Origin of the sequence: Natronococcus jeotgali DSM 18795 (assembly GCF_000337695.1) — an archaeon.
Classification (GTDB): Archaea; Halobacteriota; Halobacteria; order Halobacteriales; family Natrialbaceae; genus Natronococcus; species Natronococcus jeotgali.
The window spans coordinates 187,535-202,201 of the sequence record NZ_AOIA01000034.1 but is presented as its reverse complement, the minus strand read 5'-3'; the positions used below and the strand labels follow the sequence as shown (position 1 = coordinate 202,201).

General features: G+C 61.4%; 14 protein-coding genes and 2 tRNA genes. 5 read left to right on the top strand and 11 right to left on the bottom strand.

Features of this window, described 5'->3' with window-relative positions:
* The first annotated feature begins 315 nt into the window (after positions 1–315).
* Entirely contained in the window at positions 316–768 is a 453-nt protein-coding gene (locus C492_RS22115) for a universal stress protein (protein WP_338042160.1), read from the top strand.
* Positions 769–852: 84 nt separating this feature from the next.
* Here C492_RS22115 and C492_RS06610 read toward each other — a convergent pair whose 3' ends face one another.
* The 3 genes from C492_RS06610 to C492_RS06600 all read right to left on the bottom strand — a co-directional run bounded on the left by C492_RS06610 (position 853) and on the right by C492_RS06600 (position 3,499).
* On the bottom strand, positions 853–1,884 hold the full coding sequence (locus C492_RS06610; RefSeq protein WP_008421631.1) for an AI-2E family transporter: 1,032 nt from the start codon (positions 1,882–1,884) through the stop codon (positions 853–855).
* 191 nt (positions 1,885–2,075) lie between these two features.
* The gene (locus C492_RS06605) at positions 2,076–2,480 is read right to left on the bottom strand and encodes a DUF5518 domain-containing protein (RefSeq protein ID WP_008421628.1); all 405 of its coding nucleotides are present in this window, start codon (positions 2,478–2,480) and stop codon (positions 2,076–2,078) included.
* 383 nt (positions 2,481–2,863) lie between these two features.
* Positions 2,864–3,499 (bottom strand): GAP family protein, encoded by a 636-nt coding sequence (locus C492_RS06600; protein WP_008421626.1) that lies wholly within the window; start codon positions 3,497–3,499, stop codon positions 2,864–2,866.
* A 369-nt stretch (positions 3,500–3,868) separates the two neighbouring features.
* On the opposite strand from C492_RS06600, the gene C492_RS06595 reads away from it, so the two are divergent.
* Complete coding sequence (locus C492_RS06595) at positions 3,869–4,111, top strand: hypothetical protein (RefSeq protein WP_008421625.1); 243 nt, start codon at positions 3,869–3,871, stop codon at positions 4,109–4,111.
* A gap of 594 nt (positions 4,112–4,705) precedes the next feature.
* Positions 4,706–5,203 (top strand): DUF1269 domain-containing protein, encoded by a 498-nt coding sequence (locus tag C492_RS06590; protein WP_008421623.1) that lies wholly within the window; start codon positions 4,706–4,708, stop codon positions 5,201–5,203.
* Positions 5,204–5,518: 315 nt separating this feature from the next.
* On the opposite strand, the gene C492_RS06585 is transcribed toward C492_RS06590, so the two are convergent.
* The 4 genes from C492_RS06585 to C492_RS06575 form a co-directional block, all read right to left on the bottom strand.
* A tRNA-Ile gene (locus tag C492_RS06585) sits at positions 5,519–5,593 on the bottom strand.
* A gap of 72 nt (positions 5,594–5,665) precedes the next feature.
* Positions 5,666–5,794, bottom strand: coding sequence for a hypothetical protein (locus C492_RS25515; protein WP_275040324.1), 129 nt, complete (start codon positions 5,792–5,794; stop codon positions 5,666–5,668).
* Between the two features lie 97 nt (positions 5,795–5,891).
* Positions 5,892–6,473 carry a MogA/MoaB family molybdenum cofactor biosynthesis protein gene (locus C492_RS06580; protein ID WP_008421621.1) on the bottom strand — a complete coding sequence of 194 codons (582 nt, stop codon included), beginning with the start codon at positions 6,471–6,473 and terminating at the stop codon, positions 5,892–5,894.
* Between the two features lie 52 nt (positions 6,474–6,525).
* Positions 6,526–7,812, bottom strand: coding sequence for a CobW family GTP-binding protein (locus tag C492_RS06575; protein WP_049892795.1), 1,287 nt, complete (start codon positions 7,810–7,812; stop codon positions 6,526–6,528).
* Positions 7,813–8,222: 410 nt separating this feature from the next.
* Here C492_RS06575 and C492_RS06570 point away from each other — a divergent pair, with 410 nt between their 5' ends.
* Complete coding sequence (locus C492_RS06570) at positions 8,223–9,725, top strand: right-handed parallel beta-helix repeat-containing protein (protein WP_008421617.1); 1,503 nt, start codon at positions 8,223–8,225, stop codon at positions 9,723–9,725.
* 308 nt (positions 9,726–10,033) lie between these two features.
* Here C492_RS06570 and C492_RS06565 read toward each other — a convergent pair.
* Positions 10,034–10,106: transfer RNA gene (locus tag C492_RS06565), tRNA-Asn, on the bottom strand.
* A 95-nt stretch (positions 10,107–10,201) separates the two neighbouring features.
* On the opposite strand from C492_RS06565, the gene cca reads away from it, so the two are divergent.
* Complete coding sequence (cca, locus tag C492_RS06560) at positions 10,202–11,605, top strand: CCA tRNA nucleotidyltransferase (protein WP_008421615.1); 1,404 nt, start codon at positions 10,202–10,204, stop codon at positions 11,603–11,605.
* Between the two features lie 33 nt (positions 11,606–11,638).
* On the opposite strand, the gene C492_RS06555 is transcribed toward cca, so the two are convergent.
* The 3 genes from C492_RS06555 to C492_RS06545 form a co-directional block, all read right to left on the bottom strand.
* Positions 11,639–12,658: a histone deacetylase family protein gene (locus C492_RS06555; RefSeq protein ID WP_008421613.1), complete on the bottom strand. Its 1,020-nt coding sequence runs from the start codon at positions 12,656–12,658 to the stop codon at positions 11,639–11,641.
* Position 12,659: 1 nt separating this feature from the next.
* Positions 12,660–13,091: a histone family protein gene (locus C492_RS06550; RefSeq protein ID WP_008421611.1), complete on the bottom strand. Its 432-nt coding sequence runs from the start codon at positions 13,089–13,091 to the stop codon at positions 12,660–12,662.
* Between the two features lie 63 nt (positions 13,092–13,154).
* Complete coding sequence (locus tag C492_RS06545; RefSeq protein ID WP_008421609.1) at positions 13,155–14,597, bottom strand: single-stranded DNA binding protein; 1,443 nt, start codon at positions 14,595–14,597, stop codon at positions 13,155–13,157.
* Positions 14,598–14,667: the final 70 nt, after the last annotated feature.

Sequence of the window (14,667 nt, the reverse complement as noted above, 5' to 3'; positions counted from 1 at the left end):
TTCTCAAGAATCATTTTACGGAAATCATGAGCCCTGGCGGATTCAAATCTCGCCTGAGAACCTGCTCGCGCTGGTCGCAGAGCCTCAGTCTGGTTCGAACCGCAGTGCGAGATCGATTCGCTCCTCATGTCCGTTCATCGCAGAATCGATGGGCCCTGACGGATTCGAACTCCGGTCGGAGCAAAGCTCCCCCCTGCTTCAAATCGTCGGCGATCCACTCCGCGAAGCTCGCATCTGCTCGCTTCGCTTTATGAGCGCCGGGGAGAAATTAGAACACATCGATACGGGGGAATTTACTCCTTCTCGCCTTTGTAGATCTATGGGCGATCGAGTTCTGGTTGCATACGACGGGTCAACCAGGCGAATTTCGCATTACGGCACGCCCTGAGCACGTACACTGATGCAGAGATACGCGTTCTTCACGTGAATGATCCTCAGGAATGGTACATTGCAGATGCTGTAGAGGGAGACGATTTGGAGGAGGCTCACGAGCGATCACAAGAGGCTACAGAACCGTCAATTGACAGAGCTACTGAAATCGCACAACACTACGAGAACGAAATAACGACGGAGACGGTATTTGGAGAGGCAACCACCTCGATCGTGGACTACGCGGAGGAACACGACGTGGATCACATCGTACTGGGAAGTCATGGCCGCCACGGGATCTCACGATATCTCCTCGGAAGCGTCGCTGAACACGTCGTTCGACGGGCACACATGCCTGTGACAATCGTTAGAAGGGGACCCGAAACACAAGAGTCGTGATCTCGTTCCACGGGTTGTTTGCAGCGACTGAAATCAAAAATACTCGGTGTTTAATATAAAAATTGAGGTTCTTGATTACTACGCTCACCCCTGCTGGGTCGGTGATGACTCGGGATACTCACGGACCAATATGTCGATGATCAGTTTCATCATCCCGAGGACGATCGGACCGATAAAGAGACCGACGAAACCGAAGAGTGCGATGCCACCGAAAATACCGATAATTGTGACGACAGGACTGAGCTGGGTTCCACGTCGCATGACGATCGGACGAAGGACGTTATCGACGGTACTGATAACGACTGCACCGAACGCCAACAACGCAATTGCAGGGACAGGGCGGCCAACGATGAACAGATAGATCGATGCAGGCAACCAGATAATCGACGCACCGACGAGCGGAATCATCGCTGCAACGAACGTCGTTACGATCCAGAAGATGACGTTCCCGAGGCCGAGAACGAGGAACGCAACGCCGAGCAGGACTGCTTGCGCTGCGGCAACAGCGGCAGTACCGACCAGTGAATTGTGGATCAGCAGATTTGTTTCTTTGAACAGTTCCTCTCGGACGTCGGGCTCAAGTGGTAAGACCGTACGAAACCATGCAAGGGCTTGGTCGCCGTCTTTGAGCAAATAGAATAGGACGAAAAACAGTACTGTAAATCCGATAAAAATCTCGGGAAGACCCCCGATGATGCTGAAGAGATTGCCAGCGAGGCCTCGCGCACCCGTTCTGACGACGCCGCTGAACGACTCCTGGAGGGCCGCGATATCCACCTGAATACCGAACCGTTCCGCGATGACGTCGTCGAGCTGGGAGACATCTCCAGGCTCGAACTCTGCGAAGAGTTGCCGGGCCTGATTCGCCGCAACACCAAGAATGAGAACGATCGGAAGGACGATCAGAAACAGTCCGATGAGAATCGACAGACCGGCGGATAGTCCCGCCCGGAATCGCTGTAAAAGCCGATTGTTGATGGGAGCGAGCGCGTATGCCAGGATCACGGCGATCAGAATCCAGGTGAGAAACGGCAGGACGATCAGTACGGATAGCAGTCCGACTAGAATACCGATCAGAACGAGAAACCGTTTCGATCGCTTCGATTCTGCACTCATCAGTTCATGAAACGCTTCAGCTAGTGGTTAAATCAATTATATTTACTTTCTGATGGTTTCCGATTTGTGTGGAGTGGCGTGACGAATCCAATTACTCCTCGAGGGTATTAATAAGGGATTCGTGACGGCGATGAAACTCATCTGCCGATTGTAGTCTACAAAAAACTCGGTATGGGTCGCCAGTGACTAATTCAGGCCCGGGTACCCGACGGTTCCGGAGCGACCCGGCGGTGCTTTGCCCACGAGCCGACCACGCCGCCCAGAGCACCGGGGATGGCGTAGAAAGCGAGCATCAGCAGGCCGAGTACGAGCATGCTGAACGATGCGACGAGGCCTGCGAAGAGCAGGGTCGTGAACGTCGCAAGGGCTAACAGCACCAGCGACCCGAAGACGGTGGCGATACCGCCGTGGGTTGCACCGGAACTGATCGTCCCGCCAGCGAGGTATCCGGCGGTGAGGCCGCCGAGTAGTCCGATTGCTCCCCAGTACAGGAGCACGACTGATGCTTCCGATCCGACATAGATGAGGCCGCTGATGAACCCTAATGCGAGGGTCACGACGAATCCAGTAATGACTGCTGTCCAGTTTATTTCCATGATCAAATATTACTATGCTGTCAGTGGATATAAACCTAATTTCACTAAACAGGGATAGTAAAATTAAACTGACTGGCTAGATTTTCACACTCGTTGGCTTCGTCAACCATAATGGACACGAGTACCAGAGTGGTATCCCGAATGATGCTAATCGTTCGCCCCAGTATCAGTTCGACACCGCCCTCCGGGATGGGGAATTGGACCCTGCCCTCGAAACCACCCCGTCCGACTTCTTCAAAAACTGTGTAGTCAATGCTCCCTCGCCGAGAGCCCCGAAAAGGCGCTCTCGCGCTCCTCGGATATTAATACTTGTACGAGGGGCATATGGTGTAAAGGACGTCTGTGGTAATAACTGATCATTCAATTGGAATTTACATAATGCCTTACCCGAGGAGGTTCTGGAGCGTCAGGACGACGAATAATACGATCACCACCTCAGAGATGATCCACGAGTTGTCGTTCATCCAGTCGCGGATCTTCGGGAGTGCGGCTTCTGCCCGCTCGCCCAAGACGAGCACGCCGAGCGACGGAAGCGCTAAGATGAAGAGTGTGAGCAGGACGAACCCAGCCGCGTCCGTGACCGGATCGCCGTTCGCCGCGAGGTAGGTGCCGACGCTTATCGAGGTGACGATGTCGGTCGGAAAAAACCCCAATAGGAGGAACCCCAGTCGAAACGAGAACCGCGGTGACGCGCTGGTCAACTTACCCATCCACTTCGGCGGTTCGGACACGTTCCGCTTTCGGTAGGTCTCCACCGCCGCGTAGAGGAGGAGGACGAGGACGACGAGGTAGAGCAGTTGCTGCGCACTCGCCCCTAACAGTCCACCACCTCCGCCGCCGAGACTGTTGCCGAGGAGGTACGCGACGACGACGACGAGGCTGATCGAGAGAGACGCGCCGAAGACGTATGCCGCAGAGTTCTTCCGCCACTGTTCGCTCGTGGCAAGAAAGATGGGCGAGAGTATCTGTGGGCCCGCGATCATTACGATAGCCAATGGGAGAACCTGTATGAGGCTCATCGCTGTAACTCACCGTGATTTGATTCGCTTTCGCCGTCAAAGCGTCCTATTCGCATAACCAATCCATCATATATCATTTTGAACGTACGGTGAATTCGTTTGAATCGGCTACTGAGAGCCATCCAGCGGGCGTTTCGTCTTCGCTGAGAGGTAGACAAGCACGCCGAGAACCATGCTCAATGAGGTAATGAACGTGGGTATCCAGAACCGGGTTCGTGGCTGCGTGTACGGTACCTCCGGACTCGGATCATTCATAACGGACTCGACGCAAAGAAGGTACCCTCAATGTGTTTTTTCATTGGAATTTCCATGAGAATGCCCACCACCAATCGACAAGTATCTTTTTGCTAGTTGGGAAAATCGTCGTCGATGCTGATGTTCGATGAGGTGCTGACACTCATCGAAGGAGACGGTTCCTGTCCGTTCTTTCGTATCAAATTAGCTGGACAGAACTCCATTTTCCGTCCTGCCCGATACCGTTGTCCCTTCGATCGACGAATCCGGCGGCTCGTCCTCAGAATTCTGGGCTCCGATGAATCCGACACGGATGATTACGTCGCGGTCCAGTTGTTCGGTCAGGTGGACATCGAATTGTTGGGCAAGAACATATGATGCCTCCAGCTGACGCGGAAGGCGACGAGGGCGTTGACCTGTAGCTCGTTTCCGAGGAGGGCATCCGCCTGCTCGTAATCGGTAGTAACCAAGCCGCTCGATAGACCGTCTTTTTGCGAAGGCATACCAATCGAAATTACGGCCTGTTGATGCCGTATGGAAGCGTACGCTTGGGTATGAATCGACGAGCAAGGCGACAGGAACGACGCCGAAATCGGCGCGATGAACTGCGTGGCGGACAAGTCAGCGGGAAACGCGACTGGGATCGCTACAAAATGACCCAGAGACTCGTGGCCATCGGTGACGACTACTACGTCGAAAACGAGGTCGGCGAGCAGGTATTCGTAATCGATGGGAAAACACTCCGCGCACGTGTACCCTGAAGATGCGCAATCTCGAAACCGGAGACAGGTACAAAATACAGGAGAAGGTCGCCCGCGCCACTGACACGATGACGGTCCGAAAGAACCGTCGATCAATTATACCATCGGTAACTGTTATACATCCGAGCACAGATTCCGTGTGGAGACACTCTCCTCCAGCACCGGAAAGGTATTTGCCAGCCCTCGGTGGGAGTTTCCGTGAAGACACCGGATGAAGAAACTCATTGTACTAGCGTTCGATAACGAGACTGGCGCACTCGAAGTGCGAGACAAACTCTTCGAGTTGCAAAAACAGGAGTTGATCACGATTGACGATGCTGCTGTCGTGGTCCGGAACGAAAAAGGAAAAACGGACGTAAAACAGGCCCAGAGCCTCGTCGGTTCGGGCGCGCTCGGTGGTGCGTTCTGGGGACTGCTCATCGGACTCATCTTCCTTGCACCCGTACTAGGGATGGCTGTTGGTGCAGTGTCCGGCGCGCTGGGCGGAAAGTTCTCCGATATCGGTGTCGACGATGCGTTCATCAAGGAAGTTGGCGAGCAGATCGAACCTGACGAGTCCGCGCTGTTCATGCTCGTGAGCGACGTCCAGCGAGACCGCGTTATCGAAGAGCTCGATCCGTACAACCCCGAAGTCCTGGAGACGAATCTCTCACCGGAAGACGAGGATAAACTCCGCGAGCACTTCGCCGCTGACGAAGTGACTGCGTGAGTACACCGGCTATAGTTTCATTCCGCTGTTTGTGACTTTACTACTCGGCTAAGTTATTCTGTGTTGCTCCCAAATTCGGCTGGCTGAGAACTCTGCAATATGTGGACGAGCCTGTCAGACAGAAACATTCCGAATCTCCAAAACGCTGATTTCGGGCGCTTGAAAGGCCCCAAAACCAATATATGGTAGCCATGGCCCCTGACGGATTCGAACCTCGCCTGAGAACCTGCTCGCGTTGCTCGTAGAACCTCAGTCTGGTTCGAACCGCCAGCGATCCCGTACTCGCGGTTCACGGATTGTTCGCCGCGAGGTACATGGGCCCTGACGGATTCGAACCATCGACCACTCGGTTATGAGCCGAGCGCTCTAACCAGGCTGAGCTAAGGGCCCTCGAGTCGAACGAACCCGGCACGATAGTTAACGCTTGCTGTCTGTTTCGTCCGCGAAAAAGCACCGGTTCGGCTACGCGGTCAGCGCCTCGAGTTCGTCATCGGAAAGCTCTGCCTCGAGTTCCTCGTCGGAGTGGGACTCGAGGACGTCGGCTCGCTCCTCGGCGTCGAGCTCGAAGACGGATTCGAAGTGGTGACACATAACACTCGAGACTTCGACCTCGAAGCCAATAAAGACTGTTGCGGGCGTGCCGACGGCTGGCGACCGCTCCGGCAATCACAGCGCACGCCGCGGGAGGTTACTCGTCGTAGTCGGCGAGCGTCTGCTCGGTCGTCCCCTCGCGGTGGCGCGTCGCCAGTCCCGCGAGGTGGGGAGTCTCGGGGACGATCAGCTCCTCGCAGGCCGTTCGACAGGCGCCCGTGCTCCCCGGGAGACAGAACACCGGCGTGTCGACGGCGATGCCGGCAGTCGCTCGCGAGGACATCGCTCGCGTGCCGATCTCCTCCCACGACAGCGAGCGGAACAGCTCGCCGAAGCCGGGAAGTTCGCGTTCGAACAGCGACGACGTCGCCTCGGGGGAGACGTCGTCGGCCGTGACGCCGGTGCCGCCCGTCGTGCAAACGACGTCGATATCCTGGCGGGCGACGAGACCCCGAACCGCGGTACGGATCGCGGAGTAGTCGTCCCGAACCAGCACGCGATCCCGGACCTCGTGACCCTCCGCTTCGAAACACTCCTGGATCGTGTCGCCGCCGGGATCGTCGGGGTCGGCCGCCGCGGCTCGCGAACTCGAGACCGTGACGATCCCGACGTAGAGCGGATCGATGAGGTCGTGGCCGTGGTCGTCGGTGCTCCGCCGGTCGGCGCGATCGGTCGTCATACGCGTACCTCCAGACCGAAGGGCGATAACTCCTGTCCCGAGACCGCGGTTCTCATCGGGCCGGCGCCTCCGGGTCGGCGCTCGAGATCGTCACCGTTTCACCCATCCCCGTCGGTGCGGGGTTCTCGTAGTCGCTCCAGTCGGCGGCCATCTCCTCGTCGGATAGCAGACAGTCGTCGAGGCGCGACTCGAGGGCGTCCCAGTCGACGTCGCGGCCGATGAGCGCGAGCCGCACCTCCCGATCGCCGTGCTCCTCGTCCCAGACGAGGTCGGGCTGGCCCCGACGATACGTCTCCTGTCGTTCTTCGGCAAAGCTGGCGATCCAGCGACCGGTCACCTCGAGCGTGGTCGCGGCGCCGGCGGTGCTCGTCGTGATCGCCTGGTCCTCGCGGCCGGCGATCCACGTCAGCCCCTTCGCGCGGACGAGCCCGTCGGGAAGCGAACGCAGCAGCTCGGCGAACCGTTCCGGGTGGAACGGACGGCGACGGTGGTAGCCCTCGACCTCGATCCCGTACCGTTCTGGCGGGTGCGCGTGGTCGCCGTCGCTGTGGGTGTGATCGCCGCCGCGAGCGGGGTCGCCACCGTCGCTGCAGTCGTGATTTCCGTCGGTCCCGTGTTCGCCCTCGCCAGCGTCGGCCTCGATCTGGCGCTTCCAGCCCGCCGAATCACGGACCGTCTCGAGTTCGAAGCGCTCGACGCCGAGCAAGACCTCGGGCTCCAGATCGCCGTACTCGGCCGTCTCGATCGCCGCGCGCGGTTGGAGCATCTCGAGCAGGGCGACGACTCGCTCGCGTTCCGCGTCGCTGACGAGGTCGCCTTTGTTCACCACGAGCAGGTCGCAGAACTCCACCTGCTCGAGGACCAGGTCCGAAAGGGGACGCGTTCCCTCGCCGTTGGGACCCTGCCGAACGGGAACCGCCTCGCCATCGGCGAACCGATCGTGGAACCGCCGCGCGTCGACGACGGTGACGACTGCCTCGAGGTCGTAGGGGCCGCCCGCAGGACCGCGGACGAACTGCCGGGCGATCGGCTCGGGTTCGCCGACTCCCGATGCTTCGACGACGAGGTGGTCGAACTCGTGGTCCTTCCAGAGCCGGATCACGGCTCGGGAGAGCTCGCCGCCGAGACTACAGCAGATACAGCCGTTCTCGAGGGCGACGACCTCGTCGCCAGTCTCGAGGTCGGTGCGCGCTTCCACCAGATCGGCGTCGACGTTGACCTCGCCGACGTCGTTGACCAGCACGGCAATGTCGCGGTCGGCGGACTCGAGCAGTCTCGAAAGCAGCGTCGTCTTTCCGGCGCCGAGCTCGCCACAGAGGATAGTAACCGGAACGGGCATTGGATCGTTCGCTGGCGCGAGCACACGTCGGTCTTCCGATTCGAACCGGCCGAGTTCGGGGTCCATACTATCATCTCAACGGCAGCTGGCAACCATCCGAAGCGACGAGACGGAGAGATCGAAGTTCATCACTGGCCTGTCGCTCGGTCGAGTGCGGGTTAGAATCGGCGATTGTCACGCGTAGTCGACGGTTGTTGCGAGTAGACCGCTCGAACAGCGGTCTCTCGGTCGTATCGGTTTTTCCTAAAGTAAGCGTCTGTCAACAATAGTTGGGGTGTTTGCCCGAGAAATGGGATCCCACTCCCGAGTACACCTCAGATCAGGATTGACGACGTGATGCGTACAAACAACATACGTGGAAAGATAAGTGACTCATACCCAAGTCCGCCGGTATTCTGGAGGGATCCGAGATGAAAGATATCGAAACCCAGGGCTGCGGGGTCGGACGACGGTCGTACCTGTACGGTGGCGTCATTACGCTGAGCGGGCTGGCGGGATGCGTTGGGGCCAGCGACGGCCGTGCCGAAAAAGAAGATCGGACGAACGACCCTCGGGCGGCCGACGGGCCGTCATCGGATGGACAGTCCGACGGCGAAGAACGTACCGACCAGCAGGAAGGCGAACGGACGGAGACGGAACGGACGACGATCGCCGAGTGTACGACGATCACCGAGCCCGGACGCTACGCACTGGAAACCGATCTCGAAGCGGAGCCCGGTGAAACCTGTATCGAGATTCGTACGAGCAATGTGACGCTCGATGGCCAGGGGTACGCGATCTCCGGTCCAGGACCCACCGAACCGAACGGGTTCGACAGCCCGCTCGAGACGGGGACCGCCGGCGTTCTCGTTCAGCCGGGTACGGGAGGAGAAAACGAAACGAAAGCCAAAACAGACAAGAAGAAATCCAACGGGCACGCGACCGACGGCCTCTCGAACGTGACGGTACGGAACCTCGCCGTTGAGGGGTTCGACGCCGGAATCGCCTTCGACGAGGTGACGGCGGGATCGATCGCAGAGACGACCGCGTCGGGTAATCGATATGGAATCTCCCTCCTCCAGTCAGCGGAGAACACGCTTGTCAACAACGACGCGTTCGCGAACGTCGGACACGGAATTCGACTCGAGAACGCCGACGGGAACCGGCTGGAGGCGAACGCCGCGAACGATAATTCGTTCCCCGACGAAGAAGATAGCAGCATCTTCTTCCTCGAGTCGAACGAGAACACCCTCGTAGCCAACGACGTCGACGGAAACATCACCGGCATCAGGCTCGAGAACTCCCACGAGAACACGTTCGAGGGAAACACCGTGAGCGACAACATTTTCGACGGAGTCGTGTTGATCGAATCGAGCGCGAATACGCTCGTAAGAAACACCGTAAATGGAAACACCAACCTCATCGGCATCAGCCTCGTCGAGTCACACGGAAACACGATCCGGGAAAACACCGCCAACGGAAACGCAGACTGTGGGATCTCGCTCCTGTTCTCGGACGAAAACGCCCTGATCGGAAATACGGCGAACTCCAACGGGTTCGAGGGCGGTATCCTCCTCGCGTGGTCAGACAGGAATACGCTGTCGAACAACACCGCAAACGACAACGAGAGCGGCTTCGGGGACCCCACTTTAGACGAGTTTACGGTCAGTCCCGGATTCAATCTGTTCAACTCGAGCGTTAACGAAGGGCGCGCGAACACCGCTCGGGGGAACGAGGGCGGACCGATACAGATCGTCGGCGGAGCGGAGAACAGCATCGAAGTCAACGGGATCCTGTACACCGAGCCGACCGCGAGCGGGGAAACGAATCCGTCCGTCGATCAGCAAACTGTCTCCTCGGCGGTCGTCCAGGAAGTCGTCGAGACCGGCGACCGGGAGTCTGTCCTCCAGATGATCGAAGAGGCGAGTGAGTGAGAAACGGGACACCGCGGAACAACGTCCCCGTCTCTCGTTTTCGGAACTCGAATTCGATCGGCGGAATCGCTCTTCTCGAGATAGAGGTCCGGAAAAGCGCCGAAGCCAGGACTCGAACGGGTGCGAGACGGTCGGCCTCACTCCGTTCGCCGCGTGCGACTCGCGCGCTCGAGTCCTGCTTGTCCCGCTGATTTTCTCGCTGGATACGCTCGGAGCTATCGCTCCTCGCGTGTGATTGCTCGAAAATCAGCAGGGCTGGAAGGCTTCGCGTTCCAGCCAGCCCGAAAATTCCGAAGAAATTTGTCGGACGCCGAAGCCAGGACTCGAACCTGGGACAACCTCGTTAACAGCGAGGTGCTCTACCATCTGAGCTACTTCGGCTCATCATCAGGTAATCGGGTAGGTTTGATAGGGCTTTCGTTTTCCCTTCCCGGAGTTCGACACCCTTTCACTCACCGCTCGAGTACCGGGACGCGATGAGCGACGACGAGGGCGACCGCGACGAGTACGGTGCGAACGGATCGAACGCCGACCTCGAGTCGGTCCTGGCGACCGTCCGAGAGCGGGTCGATCCGGACGCCGACGAGCGCTCGCGGCTGCGCGCGGTCGCGACGACGCTGGCCGAGCGTGCTGCGGACGCGGCGACCGACCTGGCGCCCGGCGCCGACGTGTTGCAGGTCGGATCCTCGGCCCGGGAGACCTGGATCAGCGGCGACCGCGACATCGACGTTTTCGTCCGCTTTCCGCCCGAGATCGACCGCGAGACCCTCGAGGAGTACGGCCTCGAGGTCGGACACGCGACGGTTCCCGACGGCCACGAGGAGTACGCCGAACACCCCTACGTCAAAGGCGAGGTCGAGGGGTTCGACGTCGACGTCGTGCCCTGCTTTCGGCTCGAGTCGGCGACCGAGATCCGATCGGCGGTCGACCGAACGCCGTTTCACAACCGCTACCTTGTGGAGCGCCTCGACGCGGAGCTCGCGGCCGACGTCCGCCTCGCCAAGCAGTTTCTGAAGGGGATCGGCGCCTACGGGAGCGACCTCCGGACGCGGGGGTTCAGCGGCTACCTCACCGAGTTGCTCGTCGTGGAGTACGGCGGGTTCGTCCCGCTGCTCGAGGCGGCGGCCGACTGGCATCCGCCCGTCGAGCTCGACCCCGAGGACCACGCCGCCGACGTCGCGTTCGACGACCCGTTGATCGTCATCGATCCGACCGACCCCGAACGCAACGTTGCCGCCGTCTGTTCGGCGGAAAACGTCGCCCGCCTGCAGCACTACGCCCGCAAGTTCCTCGCGGCGCCGTCGGTCGAGTACTTCGAGCCCCGGGAGCCGGCGCCGCTGACCGAGGCGGAGCTTCGCGAGCACCTCGCCGACCGCGGGACGACGCCCGTCGCGATCAGGTTCGAGACGCCCGACCTCGTCGACGACCAGCTCTACCCGCAACTGGAGAAATCCCTCGAGGGGATCGTCGGCGGACTCGAGGACCGCGGATTCGACGTGCTCCGGGCGCGGACGTTCGCGGCGGAGACGGCCGTCGTCTTCGCGGAGCTAGCCGTCGCCGAGCGACCCGCGGTCGAGCGCCATCTCGGTCCGCCGGTTCACGTCCGCGACCACGCCGAAGGGTTCTACGACGCCTACGCCGGCGACTCCGACGTGTACGGCCCGTTCGTCGACGGCGATCGGTACGTCGCGGAGCGAGAGCGGGAGTGGACGACCGCCCGTGCCTTCCTCGAGAGCGAGCGGCTGTTCGACGTCGGACTGGGGGCCCACGTCGAAACCGCCCTCGAGGACGGGTACGACGTCCTCGTCGGCGCGGAGACGACGGCGCTGCTGCCGGAGTTCGGCCGCCAGCTCCGTGCGTACTTCGAGCCACGCCCCTGAGTCCAAACGCCCGATAGCGGGGCTCAGCCCGCTTCAATCCAGGTCCAACTCGAGGTCGTGAGCCGCCGCGACCTCCTCGAGCAGTTCGACGGCGTCGGGGCTGCGGTCGCCGTCGGGTTCGATCGGTTCGCGGCCGTCGAACGTCTCGTGGACCAGCGCGACGGTGTCGGCCAGCACGTCGAGTCCGTACCCTCCCTCGAGGACGAACCCCAGCGCCGCGTCGGTTCGGTCGGCGATCCCGCGGAGCCGATCGGTCAGCAGGGCGTAGGCCTCCGTCGAGAGGCGAATCCGCGAGATCGGGTCGTGGCGGTGAGCGTCGAAGCCGGCGCTGATCAGCAGGAGGTCGGGGTCGTACGCCTCGAGCGCGGTCGCGATCGGTCCCTCGACCGCCTCGAGGTAGTCCCGGTCGTCGGTGCCGGCGGGCATCGGGAGGTTCATCGTCGCTCCCTCGCCCGAACCCTCGCCAGTCTCCTCGACCGCTCCAGTGCCCGGGTACAGTCCCTGTTCGTGGATCGACGCGAAAAAGACGTCCCCGCGGTCGTAGAAGATGTCCTGCGTACCGTTGCCGTGGTGAACGTCCCAGTCGACGATCGCGACCCGGTCGACGTCACGCGTTTCGAGGGCGTGCTGGGCGGCGACGGCGACGTTGTTGACGAAACAAAAGCCCATCGCGTCGTCGGAGACGGCGTGGTGGCCCGGTGGCCTGCCGATCGAAAACGGCGTCTCTCGGCCATCGTCGCCGTCGAGCGCCGTTTCGGCGGCCCAACAGGCCTGTCCGGCGCTGTATCTGACCGCGTCCCAGGTCTCCTCGACCGCGGTGGTATCGGGGTCCCAGTTACCCCCGCCGTCGGCACAGAACTCCCTGACGGACTCGAGGTAGTCGCGGTCGTGAACGCCGTCGATGACGTCGACGTCGACGGGATCGGCCTCGACGTACTGGACGCCGTGTTTTCGCTTCAGTCCCTCGCGAATCGCGCGCAGTCGGTCCGGCGACTCCGGATGACGCGCGCCGGGATCGTGTGCGAGACAGGTCTCGCTGTAGCCGAACTGCATCTCACTCGAACAGCGAGAAGTACGTCTCGATATCGTCGTCCGTGATCGTGCGCCGATCGGCGTGGCGCGCGAGGACGGCCGCGGCCCGGGCGACGTTGTCGGCGTAGTCCTCGAGGATGTCCGCGAGCGCGATCCGGGCGTCCATCGAGACCCGGTACCGGGAGTCGATCTCGAGGCGCGCGATGCGGTCGACCGGGGCGACGGGCAACTCGAGGCCCTCCTTGTCGACGACCGTCTCGACCCCGAAGTCCTCGGCCATCAGGGTCTTGCGCCCGTCGGCGTCCGCTCGCTCGGCAGCCTCGGTCGCGAGCTCGCTCCCGCGGTCCTGGATGCGCTTTGCGAGTTCCTCCGAGGCGTCGGCGCTCACCCGAAGCTCGTCCGCGTTCCGCCGGATGATCGTATCCACCGGCGCGAACGGGAGTTCGACGTTCATATCATGATAGCCGGAGTTAACTCCCTTAACGCTTTTCCTCGTGATTCGGCGTTTTTCGCCGTCTCAGAACACGTCGTTCGCCTCGAGTCGATCGTTCCGGACGGTCCCGCGGGCGGTTACCTCCTCGCCGAGGCCGACGTCGACGTCGGTCTCGACGCTCATCGTCGTCTCCCCGTCGTCGAGGACGATCGGATCGCCCGCCTGAACGACGACGCCGGTGAACTCGATCTCCTCGCCGGGTTCGGGGTCGTTCCGATCATCGTCCCCGATCTCATCGGCGTCCCCGCCCTCGTCCGTCCTCGAGCCGTCGTCGTCCGCCGCCGAATCGGAGCCGTCGGCGAACGACGACAGGCCCGCGTTCTCGTCGTCGGTGTCGGAACTCGTCTCGGCACCCCGGTCGGCGTCCGAATCGAGAACGGTCACCGTCGCCTGCCAGCCTGCGGAGGCCTCGAGGTCGTCCTGCCAGCCGTCCTGGATCTCGACGTCGGCTACGGCGACCTCGTCGCCGGGACCGACGTCGAGGTCGGCCTTCTCGCCCCAGAGCGCGACCCGGATGTCACCGGTAGCGTCCTGGACCCTGATGTTCCGAACCTGCCCTTCCGAGCCGTCGTCGCGGTCGAAGGTCCGTTTGGGGTCGGCGGAGCGGACGACGCCCGCGATGTCGACCGTCTGGCCGATTTCGACGTCCTCGATCGGCACGTTCTCCGGAACGTACTCGACGTCGGCGTCGACGGGCTCGATCGCGCCGCGGTTGCCGACGTGGAGCTCGAGCGAACCGTCGCGCTCGCGGACGTAGCCGTCGACGACCTCGACGGTGTCGCCCGTCTCGAACTCCGTTACCTGTTCCGCGCGCTCGTCCCACATCGTCACCCGGATACGTCCCGTCGAGTCCCCGACGACGAGGTTCGCGACCTTCCCCTCCGAGCCGTCGTCGCGGTCGAAGGTGCGCACGCTGTCGGTGTCGAGGACGACGCCGACGAGGTTCACGCTCGAGAGCCCGAGCGACAGCGCCTCGACGGTGTGAGTGTCCGAGACCTGCACGTCGATCTCGGTGTCGGGGTCGGGTTCGACCTCGTCGACGCTGACCTCGACGCCCGAAAAGCCCTCCTTCGGTCGACCCTTGATCCGCAACACCTGGCCCTCCTCGAGTTCCTCGCGGGTCGCCTCGGCGTGGTCGTCCCAGAAGGCCGCCCGGATCGACCCCGTCTCGTCGGCGACCTCGACGTTGACGACGCGGCCGTCCTCGTCCTCGCCGTCGCGCTCGAAGGTCCGCAACTCGCCGATGTCGATCACCTTGGCGACGAACTTCGCCTCCTCCATCCCGGGTTCGACGTCGGCGACGCCCCCGACCTCGCTCTCGCCGATCTCGTGGGCGATGAGCATCGCCGCCGTCTCCTCGTCGGCGAGCCCGCCCATCTGCTCGACTTTCTCCTCGACGGCCTCGCGAAACTCCTCGAGAGAAACGTCCGCCTCGAGGTCCTCGTACACGCCCTCGATGTCGCTCATTCTATGTTCGTTCATGGGTAGCCCGCGCATAAGAATTGCTCATTCGACGGCTCCGGGAGCGAATGACGAA